General features: G+C 60.2%; 10 protein-coding genes and 5 tRNA genes. 13 read left to right on the top strand and 2 right to left on the bottom strand.

Annotation, left to right across the window (positions count from 1 at the left end):
• Positions 1-88 precede the first annotated feature (88 nt).
• Positions 89-898, bottom strand: coding sequence for a squalene synthase HpnC (gene hpnC, locus F1735_RS04415; RefSeq protein ID WP_167235794.1), 810 nt, complete (start codon positions 896-898; stop codon positions 89-91).
• Between the two features lie 185 nt (positions 899-1,083).
• On the opposite strand from hpnC, the gene F1735_RS04410 reads away from it, so the two are divergent.
• On the top strand, positions 1,084-2,217 hold the full coding sequence (locus tag F1735_RS04410; protein ID WP_229505624.1) for an efflux RND transporter periplasmic adaptor subunit: 1,134 nt from the start codon (positions 1,084-1,086) through the stop codon (positions 2,215-2,217).
• A complete protein-coding gene (locus F1735_RS04405) occupies positions 2,214-5,315 on the top strand; it encodes an efflux RND transporter permease subunit (protein WP_167235793.1) in 3,102 nt (1,033 codons plus the stop codon). The genes F1735_RS04410 and F1735_RS04405 overlap by 4 nt, the downstream gene beginning before the upstream one ends.
• A 132-nt stretch (positions 5,316-5,447) precedes the next feature.
• On the opposite strand, the gene F1735_RS04400 is transcribed toward F1735_RS04405, so the two are convergent.
• Entirely contained in the window at positions 5,448-6,767 is a 1,320-nt protein-coding gene (locus F1735_RS04400) for an MATE family efflux transporter (protein WP_222852942.1), read from the bottom strand.
• A gap of 274 nt (positions 6,768-7,041) precedes the next feature.
• Here F1735_RS04400 and F1735_RS04395 point away from each other — a divergent pair.
• The 11 genes from F1735_RS04395 (at position 7,042) to F1735_RS04345 (ending at position 16,355) form a co-directional block, all read left to right on the top strand.
• Positions 7,042-7,128: transfer RNA gene (locus tag F1735_RS04395), tRNA-Leu, on the top strand.
• Positions 7,129-7,161: 33 nt separating this feature from the next.
• On the top strand, positions 7,162-8,502 hold the full coding sequence (gene tig / locus F1735_RS04390; RefSeq protein WP_167235791.1) for a trigger factor: 1,341 nt from the start codon (positions 7,162-7,164) through the stop codon (positions 8,500-8,502).
• Positions 8,503-8,539: 37 nt separating this feature from the next.
• On the top strand, positions 8,540-9,157 hold the full coding sequence (gene clpP, locus F1735_RS04385; protein WP_166879491.1) for an ATP-dependent Clp endopeptidase proteolytic subunit ClpP: 618 nt from the start codon (positions 8,540-8,542) through the stop codon (positions 9,155-9,157).
• Positions 9,158-9,376: 219 nt separating this feature from the next.
• Positions 9,377-10,645, top strand: a complete 1,269-nt coding sequence (gene clpX, locus F1735_RS04380) for an ATP-dependent Clp protease ATP-binding subunit ClpX (RefSeq protein WP_166879493.1) — start codon at positions 9,377-9,379, stop codon at positions 10,643-10,645.
• A 284-nt stretch (positions 10,646-10,929) separates the two neighbouring features.
• Positions 10,930-13,347 (top strand): endopeptidase La, encoded by a 2,418-nt coding sequence (gene lon, locus F1735_RS04375; RefSeq protein ID WP_167235790.1) that lies wholly within the window; start codon positions 10,930-10,932, stop codon positions 13,345-13,347.
• A gap of 145 nt (positions 13,348-13,492) precedes the next feature.
• On the top strand, positions 13,493-13,765 hold the full coding sequence (locus F1735_RS04370) for an HU family DNA-binding protein (RefSeq protein ID WP_054262580.1): 273 nt from the start codon (positions 13,493-13,495) through the stop codon (positions 13,763-13,765).
• 66 nt (positions 13,766-13,831) lie between these two features.
• Positions 13,832-13,907: transfer RNA gene (locus F1735_RS04365), tRNA-Val, on the top strand.
• Between the two features lie 30 nt (positions 13,908-13,937).
• Positions 13,938-14,014: transfer RNA gene (locus F1735_RS04360), tRNA-Asp, on the top strand.
• A 25-nt stretch (positions 14,015-14,039) separates the two neighbouring features.
• Positions 14,040-14,116, top strand: a tRNA-Asp gene (locus F1735_RS04355).
• Between the two features lie 22 nt (positions 14,117-14,138).
• Positions 14,139-14,215: transfer RNA gene (locus F1735_RS04350), tRNA-Asp, on the top strand.
• Between the two features lie 208 nt (positions 14,216-14,423).
• Entirely contained in the window at positions 14,424-16,355 is a 1,932-nt protein-coding gene (locus tag F1735_RS04345) for a SurA N-terminal domain-containing protein (protein ID WP_167235789.1), read from the top strand.
• The last annotated feature ends 34 nt before the right edge of the window (positions 16,356-16,389 follow it).

Below are 16,389 nucleotides of genomic sequence, written 5' to 3'. Positions count from 1 at the left end.
TGAAGCGAAGCCGCTATTCTATAGCCGATGCGCCCCGGACGAGAGGGCCGATGGGGGTTTTTTCACTGGCAAGGGCCGATACAGCGGTTCACATCCGCAGCGCGCGCCACAGAATCGCCATCCAGTCCCGCATTTTGAGCTGCGGGCGCTGGTTGAAGACGTCGTAACCGGCTTTTTCGATTTCTTCCAGGATGCGCAAGCCGCCCTGGATTACCAGGCGCAATTCCCAGCCGATGCGTCCCGGCAAGCGGCGCGCCAGCGGGGCGCCGCTTTGCATCAGGGCGCGCGCGCGCGCCACTTCGAAGGCCATCAGCGCGCGCCAGTTGCCGCCGGTATTGTGCTGATCGAGTTCGGCCGGCGCCACGCCGAAGCGCTGCAAGTCATCCATTGGAATGTAAATACGGTCTTTTTGGCGGTCGATGCCGACGTCTTGCAGGAAGTTGATCAGTTGTAGCGCCGAGCAAATGGCGTCCGAATCGCGCACATTGGCGTCGTCGACGGCGCCGTAGAGCGAGAGCATCAGCAAGCCGACCGGATTGGCCGAGCGCCGGCAATAGTCGAGCAGCAGCTCAAAAGTCGGATAGCGCTTGGTGTCCACATCCTGCTTGAACGCCGAGAGCAAGTCGTAAAATGGTGGCAGCGGCAGCTTGTATTGTGCAATGACTTCGGCCAGGCGCCGGAACAGGGTGTCGCGCTGGTGCTCGCCACGGCCGATGGCGTCGAGCGCGGCTTCGTAGGCGCTCAAGGCGGCTAGCCGCTCGGGGCCGCTGGCGTCGCCTTCGTCGGCGATATCGTCCGCCGTGCGGGCGAAGGCGTAAATCGCTTCGACCGCCGGCACCAGCCGCTTGGGCAACAAAATCGAGGCGACGGGGAAATTCTCGTAGTGATCGACAGGCATGGGTAATTAATGACGCAAAAGTCATTTGCAAATAAAACTTGCAGGATTATAATTACTAACCAGAAAGTCAGTTAGCTCTCAGGGCCGAACGAGTAGTAGCATCTCGACATCATCGCCAGGATGGCGCCCACCGCATAGTAAAGGAAAACACCGTGTTCCCCGTGAAAAACCTGCGCCAAAGACCTTTGGCACCGACGACCCTTCTCAGCGCCGCCGTCCTGGCCGCCTTGCTGGCCGCCTGTTCCAAGCCCGTGGAGAAAAAGGAAGACATCCGTCCGGTGCGCGCCATCGTGCTCAGTTCGAGCACCGTCGGCGTCAACGCCGAGTTCGCCGGCGAGGTGCGCGCGCGGGTCGAATCGCGTCTCGGGTTCCGGGTGGGCGGCAAGATTACCGCGCGCAAGGTCGACCCCGGCACCGTGGTCAAGAAGGGCCAGGTGCTGATGCAGCTCGACCCGCAAGACTTGAAGCTGTCCCAGGCCCAGGCCAAGGCCAACCTGCGCGCCGCCGAAACCGGGCGCGACCTGGCCAAGGCGGAACTGAAGCGCTATCAGGAATTGCGCGTGAAGAATTTTGTCAGCCAGGCCGTGCTGGACGCCAAGCAATCGGCCTACAGTTCGGCACAAGCCACTGTCGATGCGGCCCAGGCCGCGTATTTCGGGCAGTCCAACCAGGCCGGCTATGCGACCTTGGTCTCGGATGTCGATGGCGTGGTCACCGCCGTGGACGCCGAAGTGGGGCAGGTGGTGTCCCCTGGCACCCCGGTGGTGCGCGTGGCCAAGATGGGCGAAAAGGAAATCGTCATTGGTTTGCCGGAAGATAAGGTCGAGCAATTGCGCAAACTGACCGACGTGACCGTGCGCCTGTGGGCCAACAAGGATGTGGTCATTCCCGGCAAGGTGCGCGAAGTCTCGCCGGTGGCCGACCCCGCCACCCGTACCTATGCGGTGAAGGTGTCGATTCCCGACAGCGCGCCCGACGTCAAGCTGGGCATGACCGCTATGGTGCAGTTCGCCAGCACCATGGCCACGCCGCAGATCAAGGTGCCTTTGACGGCCCTGTATCACGAAAAGAACACGACCTCGGTGTGGGTGGTCGACAAGGGCGTGGCGCGCATGGTGCCGGTGACCATTGCCGGCACCTCCGCCAACGACGTGGTGCTGGCCGGCGGCGTGACGGCTGGCCAGACCGTGGTGACGGCCGGCGTGAACCTGATCAAGCCGGGCCAGAAAGTGACGATCCTGCCGCCGGACACCTCGTCGAGTGACGTTGCGCCTGTGCAAAAGAGCGCGGCCGCACCTCAGGTCGAGGTCGCCAAATGAAGGGATTCAATCTTTCTCGCTGGGCACTCGAACATATCCCGCTGACGCGCTACCTGATCGTGGCGCTGTTGCTGGGCGGGGTGATCAGCTACATGAACCTGGGGCAGGATGAAGATCCGCCGTTTACCTTCCGCGTGATGGTGGTGCGCGCCATCTGGCCGGGCGCGACTGCGGTGCAGATGGCCGAGCAAGTCACCGACAAGCTCGAAAAAACGCTGCAGGAAACGCCCTACATCGACAAGATCAAGAGTTATTCCAAGCCGGGCGAAGTGATCATCATCCTGCAGCTGCGCGAATCGACGCCGCCGCGCGAGACCGCCAATTCCTGGTACCAGGTGCGCAAGAAGATCGGCGACATCAAGGGCACCTTGCCCGCGGGCGTGATCGGGCCGTTCTTCAACGATGAATTCGGCGATACCTACGGCTCGATTTTCGCGCTTTCGGCCGACGGCTTCAACTACGCCGAGGTCAAGGAATACGCCGACTTCGTGCGCCAGCAATTGCTGCGCGTGCCGCTGGTGTCGAAAGTCGAACAGTTCGGCGTACAGGCCGAAAAGCTCAATATCGAGTTTTCGCACAAAAAATTCGCGCAGCTCGGCGTGCCGTTCGACGTCATCGCCGGCCAGATCGCCACCCAGAACTCGGTCGAAGCGACCGGCGTGCTGGTCACCGCGACCGATAACCTGCAAGTGCGCGTGACGGGCGCCCTGACCACCGCCAAGGACCTGGAAAACCTGGAACTGCGCGCCAACGGCACCACCTTCCGCCTGGGCGACTTTGCCACCATCAAGCGCGAATACGAAGATCCGCCGCGCGAAAAGATGCGTTTCAACGGCAAGGAAGTGATCGGCCTGGGCGTGTCGATGGAAAAGGGCGGCAACATCATTGCGATGGGCAAGGGCCTGGACGAAACGGTGGCGCGCATCAAGGCCAAGCTGCCGGTCGGCATTGAGCTCGAACGGGTATCGGACCAGCCGCGCGCGGTGACGGCCTCGGTGAGCGAATTCATCAAGGTGCTGATCGAAGCGGTGGTGATCGTGCTGGCGGTCAGCTTCCTGGCGCTCGGTTTGCACACCAAGCCGCTGCGCATCGATGCGCGGCCGGGCCTGGTGGTGGCGCTGACGATCCCGCTGGTGCTCGCCATTACCTTCTTGTTCATGCGCTTTTTCAACATCGACTTGCACAAGATTTCGCTCGGGGCGCTGATCATCGCGCTCGGCCTGCTGGTCGATGACGCCATCATCGCCGTCGAAATGATGGTGCGCAAGATGGAGGAGGGCATGTCGCGTTTCGACGCGGCCACCTTCGCCTACACCTCGACCGCAATGCCGATGCTGACCGGCACCCTGATCACGGCGGCCGGCTTTTTGCCGATCGGCCTGGCCAAGTCGGCGGCCGGCGAGTACACCTTTTCGATGTTCTCGGTCAATGCGATCGCGCTCTTGATTTCGTGGCTGGTGGCGGTGGTGTTTACGCCTTACATCGGTTACATGATCCTCAAGGTCAAGCCGCACGCGGCCGGCGAGGGCGAGCACGACATGTTCAACACCCCGGGCTTCCAGCGCTTCCGCCGCGTCGTCACCTGGTGCGTGACGTGGCGCAAGACCACCATCGCGCTGAGCCTGGGCGTGTTCTTCCTGGGCGTCTTCGGCTTCAAGTTCATCGAGAAGCAATTCTTCCCGGATTCGAGCCGGCCTGAACTGATGGTCGAGATGTGGACGCCGGAAGGCACCGCGTTCAAGGCCAACGAAGCGCTGGTGAAGAAATTCGAGAAGCTGATGATCAAGGAAGCCAATGTCGAGAGCGTGACCAGCTATGTCGGCAACGGCAGCCCGCGCTTTTACCTGCCGCTGGACCAGATCTTCCCGCAATCGAACGTCTCGCAGGTCGTCGTGCTGGCGCGCGGGCTCGAGCATCGCGAATCGCTGCGCCTGAAGATTGTCGATATTTTCCGCAAGGATTTCCCGGAAGTGCGCGGCCGGGTCAAGCTGTTGCCGAACGGGCCGCCGGTGCCGTATCCGGTGCAGTTCCGCGTCGCCGGTCCCGAAATCGCGGTCGTGCGCGACTTTGCCGACAAGGTCAAGGAGATCATGCGCGCCAATCCGAACGCGATCGGCGTCAATGACAACTGGAACGAATCGGTCAAGGTGCTGCGCCTCGACCTGGACCAGGAGAAACTGCGCGCGCTGGGCGTGACCTCGCAGACGGTGATGCGCGCGGCAAATACCATCCTGTCGGGCACCACCATCGGCCAGTTCCGCGAAGACAACAAGCTGATCGACATCGTGGTGCGCCAGCCGGTCGAAGAGCGCGCCACCATCGCGGTGCTCAACGACACCAACATCCCGACCGCATCGGGCAAGTCGGTGACCATTTCGCAGATTGCGCGTGCGCACTTTGTGTGGGAACCGGGCGTGGTGTGGCGCGAGGGGCGCGAATGGGCGATCACGGCGCAGGCCGATGTGGTCGATGGCATCCAGGGGCCGACCGTGTCCGATCAGATTGGCCTGAAGCTGGCCGACCTGCGCGCGGCGCTGCCGCCTGGCTACACGATCTCGCTGGCCGGCGCCGCAGCCGACAGCGCGGCGGCGGAAGCGTCGATCGCGGCCAACGTGCCGCTGGTGCTGTTCATCGTATTCACCCTGCTGATGCTGCAACTGCACAGCTTCTCGCGTTCGCTGCTGGTGTTCCTGACCGGTCCGCTGGGCGTGGCTGGTGCGGCGATGGCCTTGCTGATCTTGAACCGGCCGTTCGGCTTCGTGGCAAATTTGGGCGTGATTGCCCTGTTCGGGATGATCATCCGTAACTCGGTGATCCTGGTCGACCAGATCGAGCAAGATATCGCCGCCGGAGCGGAGCCGTGGCATGCGGTGATCGAGGCGGCGGTGCGTCGTTGCCGGCCGATCATCCTGACGGCGGCCGCTGCCGCGCTGGCGATGATTCCGCTGTCGCGTTCGGTGTTCTGGGGACCGATGGCCGTTGCCATCATGGGTGGCCTGGTGGTGGCGACGGCCTTGACCTTGCTGTTCTTGCCGGCCTTGTATGCGACGTGCTTCCGGGTGAAGAAGCCGGTGGAAGCGGTCGCGTTGCGCACGTAATACGTCCGCCGTGGCTCCGCTGTAAGCACCGTCTTTCCCGCGAAGGCGGGAACCCATAGCACCTATGATCAACGGTGCTATGGATCCCCGCCTTCGCGGGGACGACGTGTTTCAGACTTCTAGTCCTAAGATTTATGCCGCCACATGCGCCCGCACCGCGTGCGCATGTTTCTCCCACACCCGGCTTTTCCACCTGGCATACATCGCCAACCCGCGCACCCATTCGTCGCAGGTGAACGCGATCCACACGCCCATCAAGCCCCACCCGAAATGCAGGCCCAGCAGCCATGCCAGCGGCACCGCCACGCCCCACATCGAACACGCCCCCATCAGCACCGGAAACCTGGCGTCGCCCGTGGCCCTGAGCGAATTGATCACCACCAGGTTGAACGTGCGCCCCGGCTCCAGCAACAAACTGAGCCGCAGCAGCAGCGCGCCACCGGCCACGATCGCCGGGTCCTTGCTGAACAAGCCCAGCAGCCACGGCGCCAGCAGCACCACCACGCAGGTTGTCACCACGGTCACCCCCAGTCCCACGCGCAGGCTGCGCAACAGTTGGCGGTAGGCTTGGTCGAATTCGCCGGCGCCGATCATGTGCCCGATCATGATCTCGGTACTGATCCCGATCGAAATGCCCAGCATCATCATGATCATCGATAGCTGGATCGCATACGAAAACGTGGCCAGCTGGACCACGCCCATCTGCCCGACAAAATACGTAATGACCATGAAACTGGCCTGCCAGCACAGGTTCTCGCCCGCCGCCGGCAAGCCGATCCGCAGGATGCGCGCCAGCGTCGCGCGCGACAGGCTCACGAACCACCCCAGCCGCACGCCCAGCTTGAGCTGGCGCCGCACCAGCCAGGCCAGCGCCACGCAAGCGGCGGCGCGGCTGATGACGGTCGACAGCGCCGCCCCGATCACGCCCATCTTGGGTGCGCCCAGCAGGCCGAAGATGAGCACCACGTTCAGGATCAGGTTGAGCACGTTCATGCCGATGGCGACGTACATCGCTTCGCGCGTGTGCCCGTGTGCGCGCAGCACCGAGCCGAACGCGATGTTGATCGATTCGAGGAAGAGGGTGCCGCCCATCAGCGCCAGGAAGGGCTGCGCGTACGGCATCAATTGCGGCGGCAGTTGCAGCAGGCGCAGCATGTCGTTTGAAAACGCCCAGATCGCCAGGCTGACGACCATCCCCAGCCAGAAGTTGATCCCGACTGCGGTGGCCGCTACCCGTTCGGCGCCGGCGCGGTCGCCCGCGCCCAGGTAATGGGTCAGCACCACCGCGCTGCCGATCCCGACGAACGAAAACAAGATGATGCAAAAGCCGACGATCTGGTTGGCCACCGCCAGAGCGGCCACCGCCGAATCGCCCAGGTGGCTGACCATGAAGGTATCGACCACGCCCGGCAGGATATGCGAGAGTTGCTCGACAAAAATGGGCCACGTCATGGCGAACAATCCGGCGTTGCGGACTTTGTCAATCTGATGGGAGGACATGCCGAGGTATTTCTTTAAGGGACTGAAAACGTTTCCAAATTATACGCCGCATGAGTCCGATTCAAAAAACGCCCTATGTGGTCAGAAAATCCAGTAAAATACCGGGTTGAAGTTGTAGCCCCTAACAAAGGCAGTGCAGGGCGGCCGGTTTCACTGTCGGGCGCCCTTTGTTTTTTCAGATGGAAAGGTGCATGCGGCCGCCTATGATGGCGCCGGATGCGATCCCGCGAGGATGGCGAAATTGGTAGACGCACCAGGTTTAGGTCCTGACGCCAGCAATGGTGTGGGGGTTCGAGTCCCCCTCCTCGCACCACGAGTTTAATACTATTTTTTGGACGATTTTTACATGGCAACTGCAGTCGAAACCCTGGGTAAACTCGAACGTCGCTTGACGATCTCTTTTCCGCTGACTGACGTCCGTACGGAAGTGGAGAAGCGCCTGAAACAGCAGGCCAAATCGGCCAAGGCACCTGGCTTCCGTCCAGGCAAAGTGCCAATGAAAATGGTTGCGCAACAATACGGCTACCAGATCGAATCGGACGTGCTGAACGATAAAGTCGGCCGCGCATTCAGCGAAGCTGCGAACGAGAACCAGCTGCGCGTTGCCGGTTTTCCAAAAATCGAACCAAAGGAAGATTCCGCCGAAGGCGTGCTGTCGTTCGACGCCACCTTCGAAGTCTATCCTGACGTCGTCATCGGCGACCTGTCCGGCGTCGAGATCGACACCGTGAAAGCCGACGTGTCGGACGCGGAAATCGAAAAGACCATCGAGATCCTGCGCAAGCAGCGCGTGCATTACCACACCAAGGGTGAAGCCGGCGAACACGGCGACGGCGGCGAGCCGATCGCAGCCAATGGCGACCGCGTCACCGTCGACTTCGTCGGCGTGATCGATGGCGTTGAATTCCCGGGCGGCAAAGCTGAAGACTACGCATTCGTGCTCGGCGAAGGCCGCATGCTGCCGGAATTCGAAGCCGCTACCGTCGGCCTGAAGGTCGGCGAAGCGAAAACCTTCCCGCTGGCTTTCCCGGCCGACTACCACGGTGCCGACGTGGCCGGCAAAACCGCCGACTTCACCATCACCCTGAAAAAGCTGGAATGGGCGCACCTGCCGGCAGTTGACGCCGAGTTCGCCAAGTCCCTGGGCATGGAAGACGGCGACCTGGAAAAAATGCGCGCTGACATCAAGGTCAACCTGGAACGCGAAGTCGCAGGCCGCGTCAAGGCACGCAACAAGGAAGCCGTGATGGATGCCCTGGTCAAGGTCACCGAGATGGAAGTTCCTAAAGTCATGATCGCCCAGGATGCGGACCGCCTGGCCGACATGACCCGCCAGGACATGGCGCAGCGCGGCATGGATGTCAAAGACATGCCATTCCCGCAAGAACTGTTCGCCACCAAGGCCGAGCGCCGCGTGCGCCTGGGCTTGATCCTGTCGCAACTGGTTGGCGACAACAAGCTGCAGGCAACCGCTGAGCAGGTCAAGGCACAGATCGAAGATTTCGCTCAAAGCTACGAAGATCCGCGTGAAGTACTGAAGTACTATTACAGCGATCGTCGCCGCCTGTCGGAAGTCGAAGCTCTTGTATTGGAAGAAAACGTCGTTAACTATGTACTCGGTATCGCGAAAGTCACAGCCAAGGCTGTTGCATTCGACGAGTTGATGGGAAGCAACGCACAAGCTTAAAGTCGGCTTTAGGCTGCTTACAAAGGAAGAGACAGGTATGAATCATAATCCGGCATTGGATACACAAGCACTCGGCCTCATTCCGATGGTCGTGGAGCAAAGCGGCCGCGGCGAGCGCTCGTACGATATTTACTCGCGCCTGCTCAAGGAACGCGTGATTTTCATGGTCGGGCCGGTGCATGACCAGATGGCCAACCTGATCGTCGCCCAGCTGCTGTTCCTCGAGAGCGAAAATCCCGACAAGGATATTTCGCTGTATATCAACTCGCCTGGCGGATCGGTCTCGGCCGGCCTGGCGATTTTCGATACGATGAACTTCATCAAGCCGGACGTGTCGACCCTGTGCACCGGGATGGCGGCCTCGATGGGCGCCTTCCTGCTGGCGGCGGGCGCCAAGGGCAAGCGTTTTTCGCTGCCTAACTCGCGCATCATGATTCACCAGCCGTCGGGCGGCTCGCAAGGGCAGGCCTCGGATATCGAAATCCAGGCGAAAGAAATCCTCTACCTGCGTGAGCGCCTGAACCACATCCTGGCCGAACGTACCGGCAAGACGATGGAACAGATCCACAAGGATACCGACCGCGACCGTTTCATGTCGGGCGAGGAAGCCGCTGAGTATGGCCTGATCGACAAAGTCCTTGCGAAGCGCGAATAGCTTGCCAGCGCGGGTCGTCACGGCCACGCGCCGCCCAACCGGCCAGCCCGGGGTGCGGCAGCGTGATCGTGACGTTCACCTGTGGTGTTGCTGAAAAAACGCCCGGCGCTACAACGTTCGGGCGTTTCGTTTTTATTTCGGGTAGCATGCTGTTAGCGCACACTCATGTTGCGCGTCTGTTCGCGTTACATTTATAGCAATTCAAGAGAACCCTGCCCCATGTCAGAAAAAAAATCCTCCAGCGGCGAAAAACTTCTCTACTGCTCGTTCTGCGGCAAGAGCCAGCACGAGGTGAAGAAGCTCATCGCAGGTCCATCCGTCTTCATCTGCGACGAATGCATCGACCTGTGTAACGACATCATCCGCGACGAGACCTCGAACGTCGAAACGGTGGCCGGCGCCAAGTCGGACCTGCCGACCCCGAACGAGATCAAGGAATTGCTGGATCAGTACGTGATCGGCCAGCAAACCGCCAAGCGCATCCTGTCCGTTGCGGTCTACAACCATTACAAGCGCCTCAAGCACCTGGGCAAGAAGGACGAAGTCGAACTGGCAAAGAGCAACATCTTGCTGGTCGGTCCTACCGGTTCGGGTAAAACCCTGCTGGCCCAGACCCTGGCGCGCATGCTCAACGTGCCGTTCGTGATCGCCGACGCCACCACCCTGACCGAAGCCGGTTATGTGGGCGAAGACGTCGAGAACATCATCCAGAAGCTGCTGCAAAGCTGCAACTACGAAGTCGACAAGGCCCAGCGCGGCATCGTCTACATCGATGAAATCGACAAGATTTCGCGTAAATCGGACAATCCGTCGATTACCCGCGACGTTTCCGGCGAAGGCGTGCAGCAAGCCTTGCTGAAACTGATCGAGGGCACCATGGCATCGGTGCCGCCACAAGGCGGGCGCAAGCATCCGAACCAGGATTTCGTCCAGATCGACACGACCAACATCATGTTCATCTGCGGCGGCGCGTTCGACGGCCTGGTCAAGATCATCCAGAACCGTTCCGAAAAGAGCGGCATCGGTTTCTCGGCCAGCGTCAAGAGCGAGTCCCAGCGCGCCAGCGCCGACGTGCTGCTCGAAGCCGAACCGGAAGACTTGATCAAGTTCGGCCTGATTCCCGAACTGGTGGGCCGCCTGCCGGTGGTTGCCGCCTTGTCCGAACTGACCGAAGAAGCGCTGATCCAGATCCTGATCGAGCCGAAGAATGCCTTGATTAAACAGTATTCCAAGTTGCTTGAAATGGAAGGCGCGGAACTGGAAATCCGTCCGGCCGCTTTGCATGCGATTGCCCGTAAAGCATTGGCACGCAAGACCGGTGCGCGCGGTTTGCGTTCCATTCTTGAACATGCACTGCTCGATGTGATGTACGAATTGCCAAATCAGCAGAATGTCATCAAGGTCGTTATCGATGAAAATTCGATCACGAACGGCGCAAAACCTTTACTGATTTACAGCGAAAGCGCCAAGGCATCAGGCGAAAACTGAAATTCTGCGATGCGAACGCAACAAAAGCATTGATTCCTGAATTCTTGACGGTACAATTTACCTCAATAAAAGAATCAGGCTTCACTCGAAAAGCCACTCGCAGCGCAAGCGCTGCGCGGTGGCTTTTTTATTTGATGTTCCGATAAAGTTTTTTCAGATTATTCCGGTTGTATTTGAATCAAGTTGATGAATATTCAAATAACTTGTAGAAATATTTTATCCGCCGGTCTTGTGTTTTGGCAGATGGTGCCAATATCGTCAACACGCTTTCTATAAGGTATGCCATGACAACTTCCAAATTAACCGAGCAAACGACGCTGCCCTTACTGCCGTTGCGCGACGTGGTCGTCTTCCCGCATATGGTGATCCCACTGTTCGTCGGCCGTCCTAAATCCATCAAGGCGCTGGAAGCGGCGATGGAGCAGGGCAAGAGCATCATGCTGGCGGCCCAGAAAGCCGCAGCCAAAGACGAGCCATCCGCGTCCGACATCTACGAGATCGGTTGCGTGGCCAACATCCTGCAAATGCTCAAGCTGCCAGACGGCACCGTCAAGGTGCTGGTCGAGGGCGCCCAGCGTGCGCGCATCAACCACATCAGCGATGCCCCGACCCACTTTATCGCCGACCTGACCCCGCTCAGTTCGGAAATCGGCGACGATTCCGAAGTCGAGGCGATGCGCCGCGCGATCGTCCAGCAGTTCGACCAGTACGTCAAACTGAACAAAAAGATTCCTCCTGAAATCCTCGCTTCGCTGGCAGGGATCGACGACGCCGGCCGCCTGGCCGATACCGTCGCCGCCCATCTGCCGCTCAAGCTCGAGCAGAAACAGGTGATCCTCGAGATCTTCAATGTCGCCAAGCGTCTCGAGCACCTGCTCGGCCAGCTCGAAGGCGAGCTCGATATCCTGCAAGTGGAAAAGCGCATCCGTGGCCGCGTCAAGCGCCAGATGGAAAAATCGCAGCGCGAGTACTACCTGAACGAGCAGGTCAAGGCGATCCAGAAAGAACTGGGCGAGGGCGAAGATGGCGCCGATATCGACGAACTCGAGAAAAAAGTCATCGCCGCCAAGATGCCGAAGGAAGCGCTGGACAAGGCTACCAACGAACTCAAGAAGCTCAAGCTGATGTCGCCGATGTCGGCCGAAGCGACCGTGGTGCGTAACTACATCGACACCCTGGTCAATCTGCCCTGGAAGAAAAAATCGAAGGTCAATAACGACCTGTCGAACGCCGAGAAAGTCCTCGAGGGCGATCACTATGGCCTCGACAAGGTCAAGGAACGCATCCTGGAATACCTCGCGGTCCAGCAACGCGTCGACAAGCTGAAGGCGCCGATCCTGTGCTTCGTCGGTCCTCCGGGCGTGGGTAAAACCTCGCTTGGCCAATCGATCGCCAAGGCCACCAACCGCAAGTTCGTGCGCATGGCCCTGGGTGGCGTGCGCGACGAAGCCGAGATTCGCGGTCACCGCCGCACGTATATCGGTTCGATGCCGGGCAAGGTGCTGCAATCGCTGGCCAAGGTCGGCGTGCGCAACCCGCTGTTCCTGCTCGACGAAATCGACAAGATGGGCGCGGACTTCCGCGGCGATCCGTCCTCGGCCCTGCTCGAAGTGCTGGACCCGGAACAGAACCACACGTTCTCGGACCACTACATCGAAGTCGACTTCGACCTGTCGGACGTGATGTTCGTGGCGACCTCGAATTCGTTCAACATTCCGCCGGCGCTGCTCGACCGCATGGAAGTCATTCGCCTGTCCGGTTACACGGAAGATGAAAAGACCAGCATCGCCCAGCGTTACCTTCTGCCCAAGCAGATCAAGGCGAATGGCCTGAAGGAAGAAGAAATCGCCGTGGCCGAAAGCGCGATCCGCGACATCATCCGTTACTACACGCGGGAAGCCGGCGTGCGTTCGCTCGAGCGCGAAATCTCGAAGATCTGCCGCAAGGTCGTCAAGATGCTGCTGCTGAAAAAGGCCGATAAAAAGGTCACGGTCAACGGCAAGAACATCGACAAGTTCCTGGGCGTGCGCCGTTACGATTTTGGCGTGGCCGAGAAAGAGAACCAGATCGGCCAGGTGGTCGGCCTTGCATGGACCGAAGTGGGCGGCGACCTGTTGACCATCGAGGCGGTGCAAATGCCGGGCAAGGGCGGCGTGATCCGCACCGGCACCCTGGGCGACGTGATGAAGGAATCGATCGAAGCGGCGCGCACCGTGGTGCGTTCGCGCGCCAACCGCCTCGGCATCAAGAATGACGTGTTCGAAAAAGCCGACATTCACATTCACGTGCCGGAAGGCGCCACGCCGAAAGATGGTCCATCGGCCGGTATTGCGATGACCACGGCGCTGGTGTCGGTGTTTACCGGCATTCCGGTGCGGGCCGACGTGGCGATGACGGGCGAGATCACCTTGCGCGGCGAAGTGCTGCCGATCGGCGGGCTGAAAGAAAAACTGCTGGCGGCGCATCGCGGCGGGATTAAGACGGTCTTGATTCCTGAGCAGAACGTCAAGGACCTGGCCGACATTCCGGACAACGTGAAGAACAAGCTCGAAATCGTTCCGGTGCGCTGGATCGACAAGGTGCTCGAAATCGCGCTCGAACGGATGCCGACGCCGGTGGTGGAAGTGCCGGCCGTGGCCGCCGTTGCCGCCGCCACCGCGGTCGATGGCGTGGCCCCGCAGACGGACGTCGTGAAACACTAATTGGCCGCTAGCGCAGTACAGAAGCAAGCGTCCTCGTGACGCTTGCTTTTTTTACGGTTGGTGTGGCTTGACAGGCGGATGGGCGGCTTGTTTAATACGCGCTGCGGATTTCTTTTCGCCGCAACTCTTAGGTAATGGGGCACAAGTGAACAAAACAGAATTGATCGAAGAAATCGCGAAGTCGGCGGACATCACCAAGGCCTCGGCCACGCGCGCGCTCGACGCCATGATCGATGCCGTCACCGCCAGCCTGCAAAAGAACGACAGCGTGACCCTGGTCGGCTTCGGCACCTTCTCGGTGGGCGAGCGCGCCGCGCGTACCGGGCGCAATCCGCGCACCAAGGAAGCGATCAAGATCGCGGCGGCGAAAGTTCCTAAATTTAAAGCTGGTAAAGCGCTTAAAGATGCAGTAAACTAATGTCCTTCGGTGAGGTGACAATCACCGGAGAATGTCGGTAGCACCTGGTGACACAGGTGTGCTTGCGGGGGTTTAGCTCAGTTGGTAGAGCAGCGCCCTTACAAGGCGCGGGTCGGGAGTTCGAGCCTCTCAGCCCCCACCAGAGCCTGGCATGTTGTGAAGTATTTTTTACGGAGTGGTAGTTCAGTTGGTTAGAATGCCGGCCTGTCACGTCGGAGGTCGCGGGTTCGAGTCCCGTCCGCTCCGCCAATAAAAAATACGCTGTTTCATTCGAGGAGTGGTAGTTCAGTTGGTTAGAATGCCGGCCTGTCACGTCGGAGGTCGCGGGTTCGAGTCCCGTCCGCTCCGCCAACGAATAAGAAGAAACGATTTAGGAGTGGTAGTTCAGTTGGTTAGAATACCGGCCTGTCACGTCGGGGGTCGCGGGTTCGAGTCCCGTCCGCTCCGCCAGCATATAGCAGTACGATGGTGCAGTCTCCGTTCGGGGAGTGCGCCGGGGTTCAGGAGTGGCCAGTACGGAACTCCATGGTTCGCACAAGGCGGCCGGGTCCTGGCAGTCCTGTCAAAAAAAGAAGAGGCGAACGAAAGTTCGCCTTTTTTTATATGTGCGTTTTAATCGCATTCCATCGCAATTTTATTTATCTCGAATTGGCAAACCATGTTTGAATTTATTCGCAATCACAAGCGCTGGATCCAGGTCATGCTGGTGTTGCTGGCCGCTTCGTTCCTGGTCGTCGGTGGCATGGCCAGCCGAGAAAACACGGACAGCACCGTTGTCGTGGCCAATGTGAACGGCAAGAAGATCACGCAACCCGAATGGGAAGAGGCGCAGCGCCGGCAGGTCGACCAGTATCGCACCATGATGGGTGCGCAGTTCGACCAGAAACGCTTCGACACGCCTGAATTCAAGCGCGAAATCCTCGATAACCTGATCGCGCAGCGCGCGGTCGAAGCGGAAATCGACCGCAGCCACCTGACCGTGGGCGACGATCTGCTGGTCAACACGATTCAGCAAAACGATCAATTCAAGACCGCCGGCAAGTTCGACGTCGATGTCTATAAAGCGGCGCTGCTCAACGCGCGCATGACGGCGGCCCAGTACGAGGCCAGCCTGCGCCGTGACTTCGTGCTGCGCCAGCTGACCGGCACGGTGCAGGAAACCGCTTTCCTGCCGCGCACGGTCGCCACGCGCATGTCGACTATTTTCGACGAAGAGCGCGAAGTGCAGGAAATGCTGTTCCCGGCCAGCGAGCAGCAGGCCCAGGTCAAGGTCACCGACGAGATGATCAAGGCTTTCTACGACAAGAACGCCACCTTGTTCCAGGTGCCGGAAAAAGCCAAGATCGACTACGTGGTGCTCGACGCGGCCGCGGTCGAAGGCATGGTCAGCGTGACCGATGCCGAAGTCGCCGAATTCTACAAAGCCAACAGCAAGCGCTTCACCACCCCGGAAGAGCGCCTGTACAGCCACATCCAGTTCAAGTTCGCCAAAGACGCGAGCGCGGCCGACAAAGCCGCCGCCAAGGTCAAGGCCGAGGCCGTGCTGGCCGAACTGCGCAAGGCGCCGGCCACGTTTGCCGATGTCGCCAAAGCCAAGTCGCAAGACGTGTCGACGGCCGAGCAGGGCGGCGAGCTGGGCCAGGCGAAAAAGGGCGAGATGATCAGCCCGGCAATCGAAACGGCCGTGTTCAAGCTCAAGCAAGGCGAAATCAGCGACGTGGTCGAATCGGACCAGGGTTACCACATCGTCACCGTCACCAGGCTGGCGCCGGAAACCGTCAAGCCGCTCGACGAAGTCAAGGATGCGCTGCTTGCTGAAGTGAAGAAGCCGAAGATGTCGAAGAAGTATTCGGAGCTGGCGCAAACCTTCACCGAAACCGTGTACGACCAGTCGGCCAGCCTGAAGCCGGTCGCCGACAAGCTGAAACTGAAGATCGAAACGCTCGACAACGTCACGCGCACGCCGAATCCGGCGCTGGCCCAGTCGCCGTTGAACAATGCTAAATTCCTCAGCGCCGTGTTCTCGGACAGCGTGGTCAAGAACAAGCACAATACCGAAGCCATCGAAGTCAAGCCGAGCATGCTGGTCGCGGCCCGCATCGTCGAGTACTCGCCGGCCGCCAAGCGTCCGCTGGCCGAAGTGCAGGACATCATCCGCATGCGTGTGGCGCAGCAGGAAGCGATCAGCCTGGCCAAGAAAGCCGGCGAAGCGAAGATCGCCGCTGCCAGGGCCAGCGGCGACGCCGCCGGTTTCGGCGCGGCCAAGATGGTCAGCCGTGCAACCCAGACGGCGGTCAACCAGGCGGCGCTGCCGGTGGTCCTGAAGGCTGACGCGAGCAAGCTGCCGGCTTATGTGGGTGTCGAGATTCCTGGCATCGGCTACGGAGTGTATCGCATCAGCAAGGTATCGCAGCCGGCCAAGGTCGATGAAGCGCGCCGCACCGCCGAGCAGCAAGAAATCGCCGAGCGCCTCGGCCAGGTCGAGATGCGCGGCTATGTCGATGCGCTGAAAGAAAAAGCCAAGGCCAAGATCATCGTCAAGACCGAGGTGGCCGCAGCCGACGCCAAAGACGCTCCCGCAGCGAAGTAATCGCGCTGTCGCGTCGTATACGAACCCGGTCGCT

The sequence above is a fragment of the Massilia genomosp. 1 genome (assembly GCF_011682185.1).
GTDB classification, from domain to species: Bacteria; Pseudomonadota; Gammaproteobacteria; order Burkholderiales; family Burkholderiaceae_D; genus Telluria_A; species Telluria_A rubra.
Note: the sequence above shows the minus strand (reverse complement) of the source record. Positions and strands in the feature narration are given on the sequence as shown.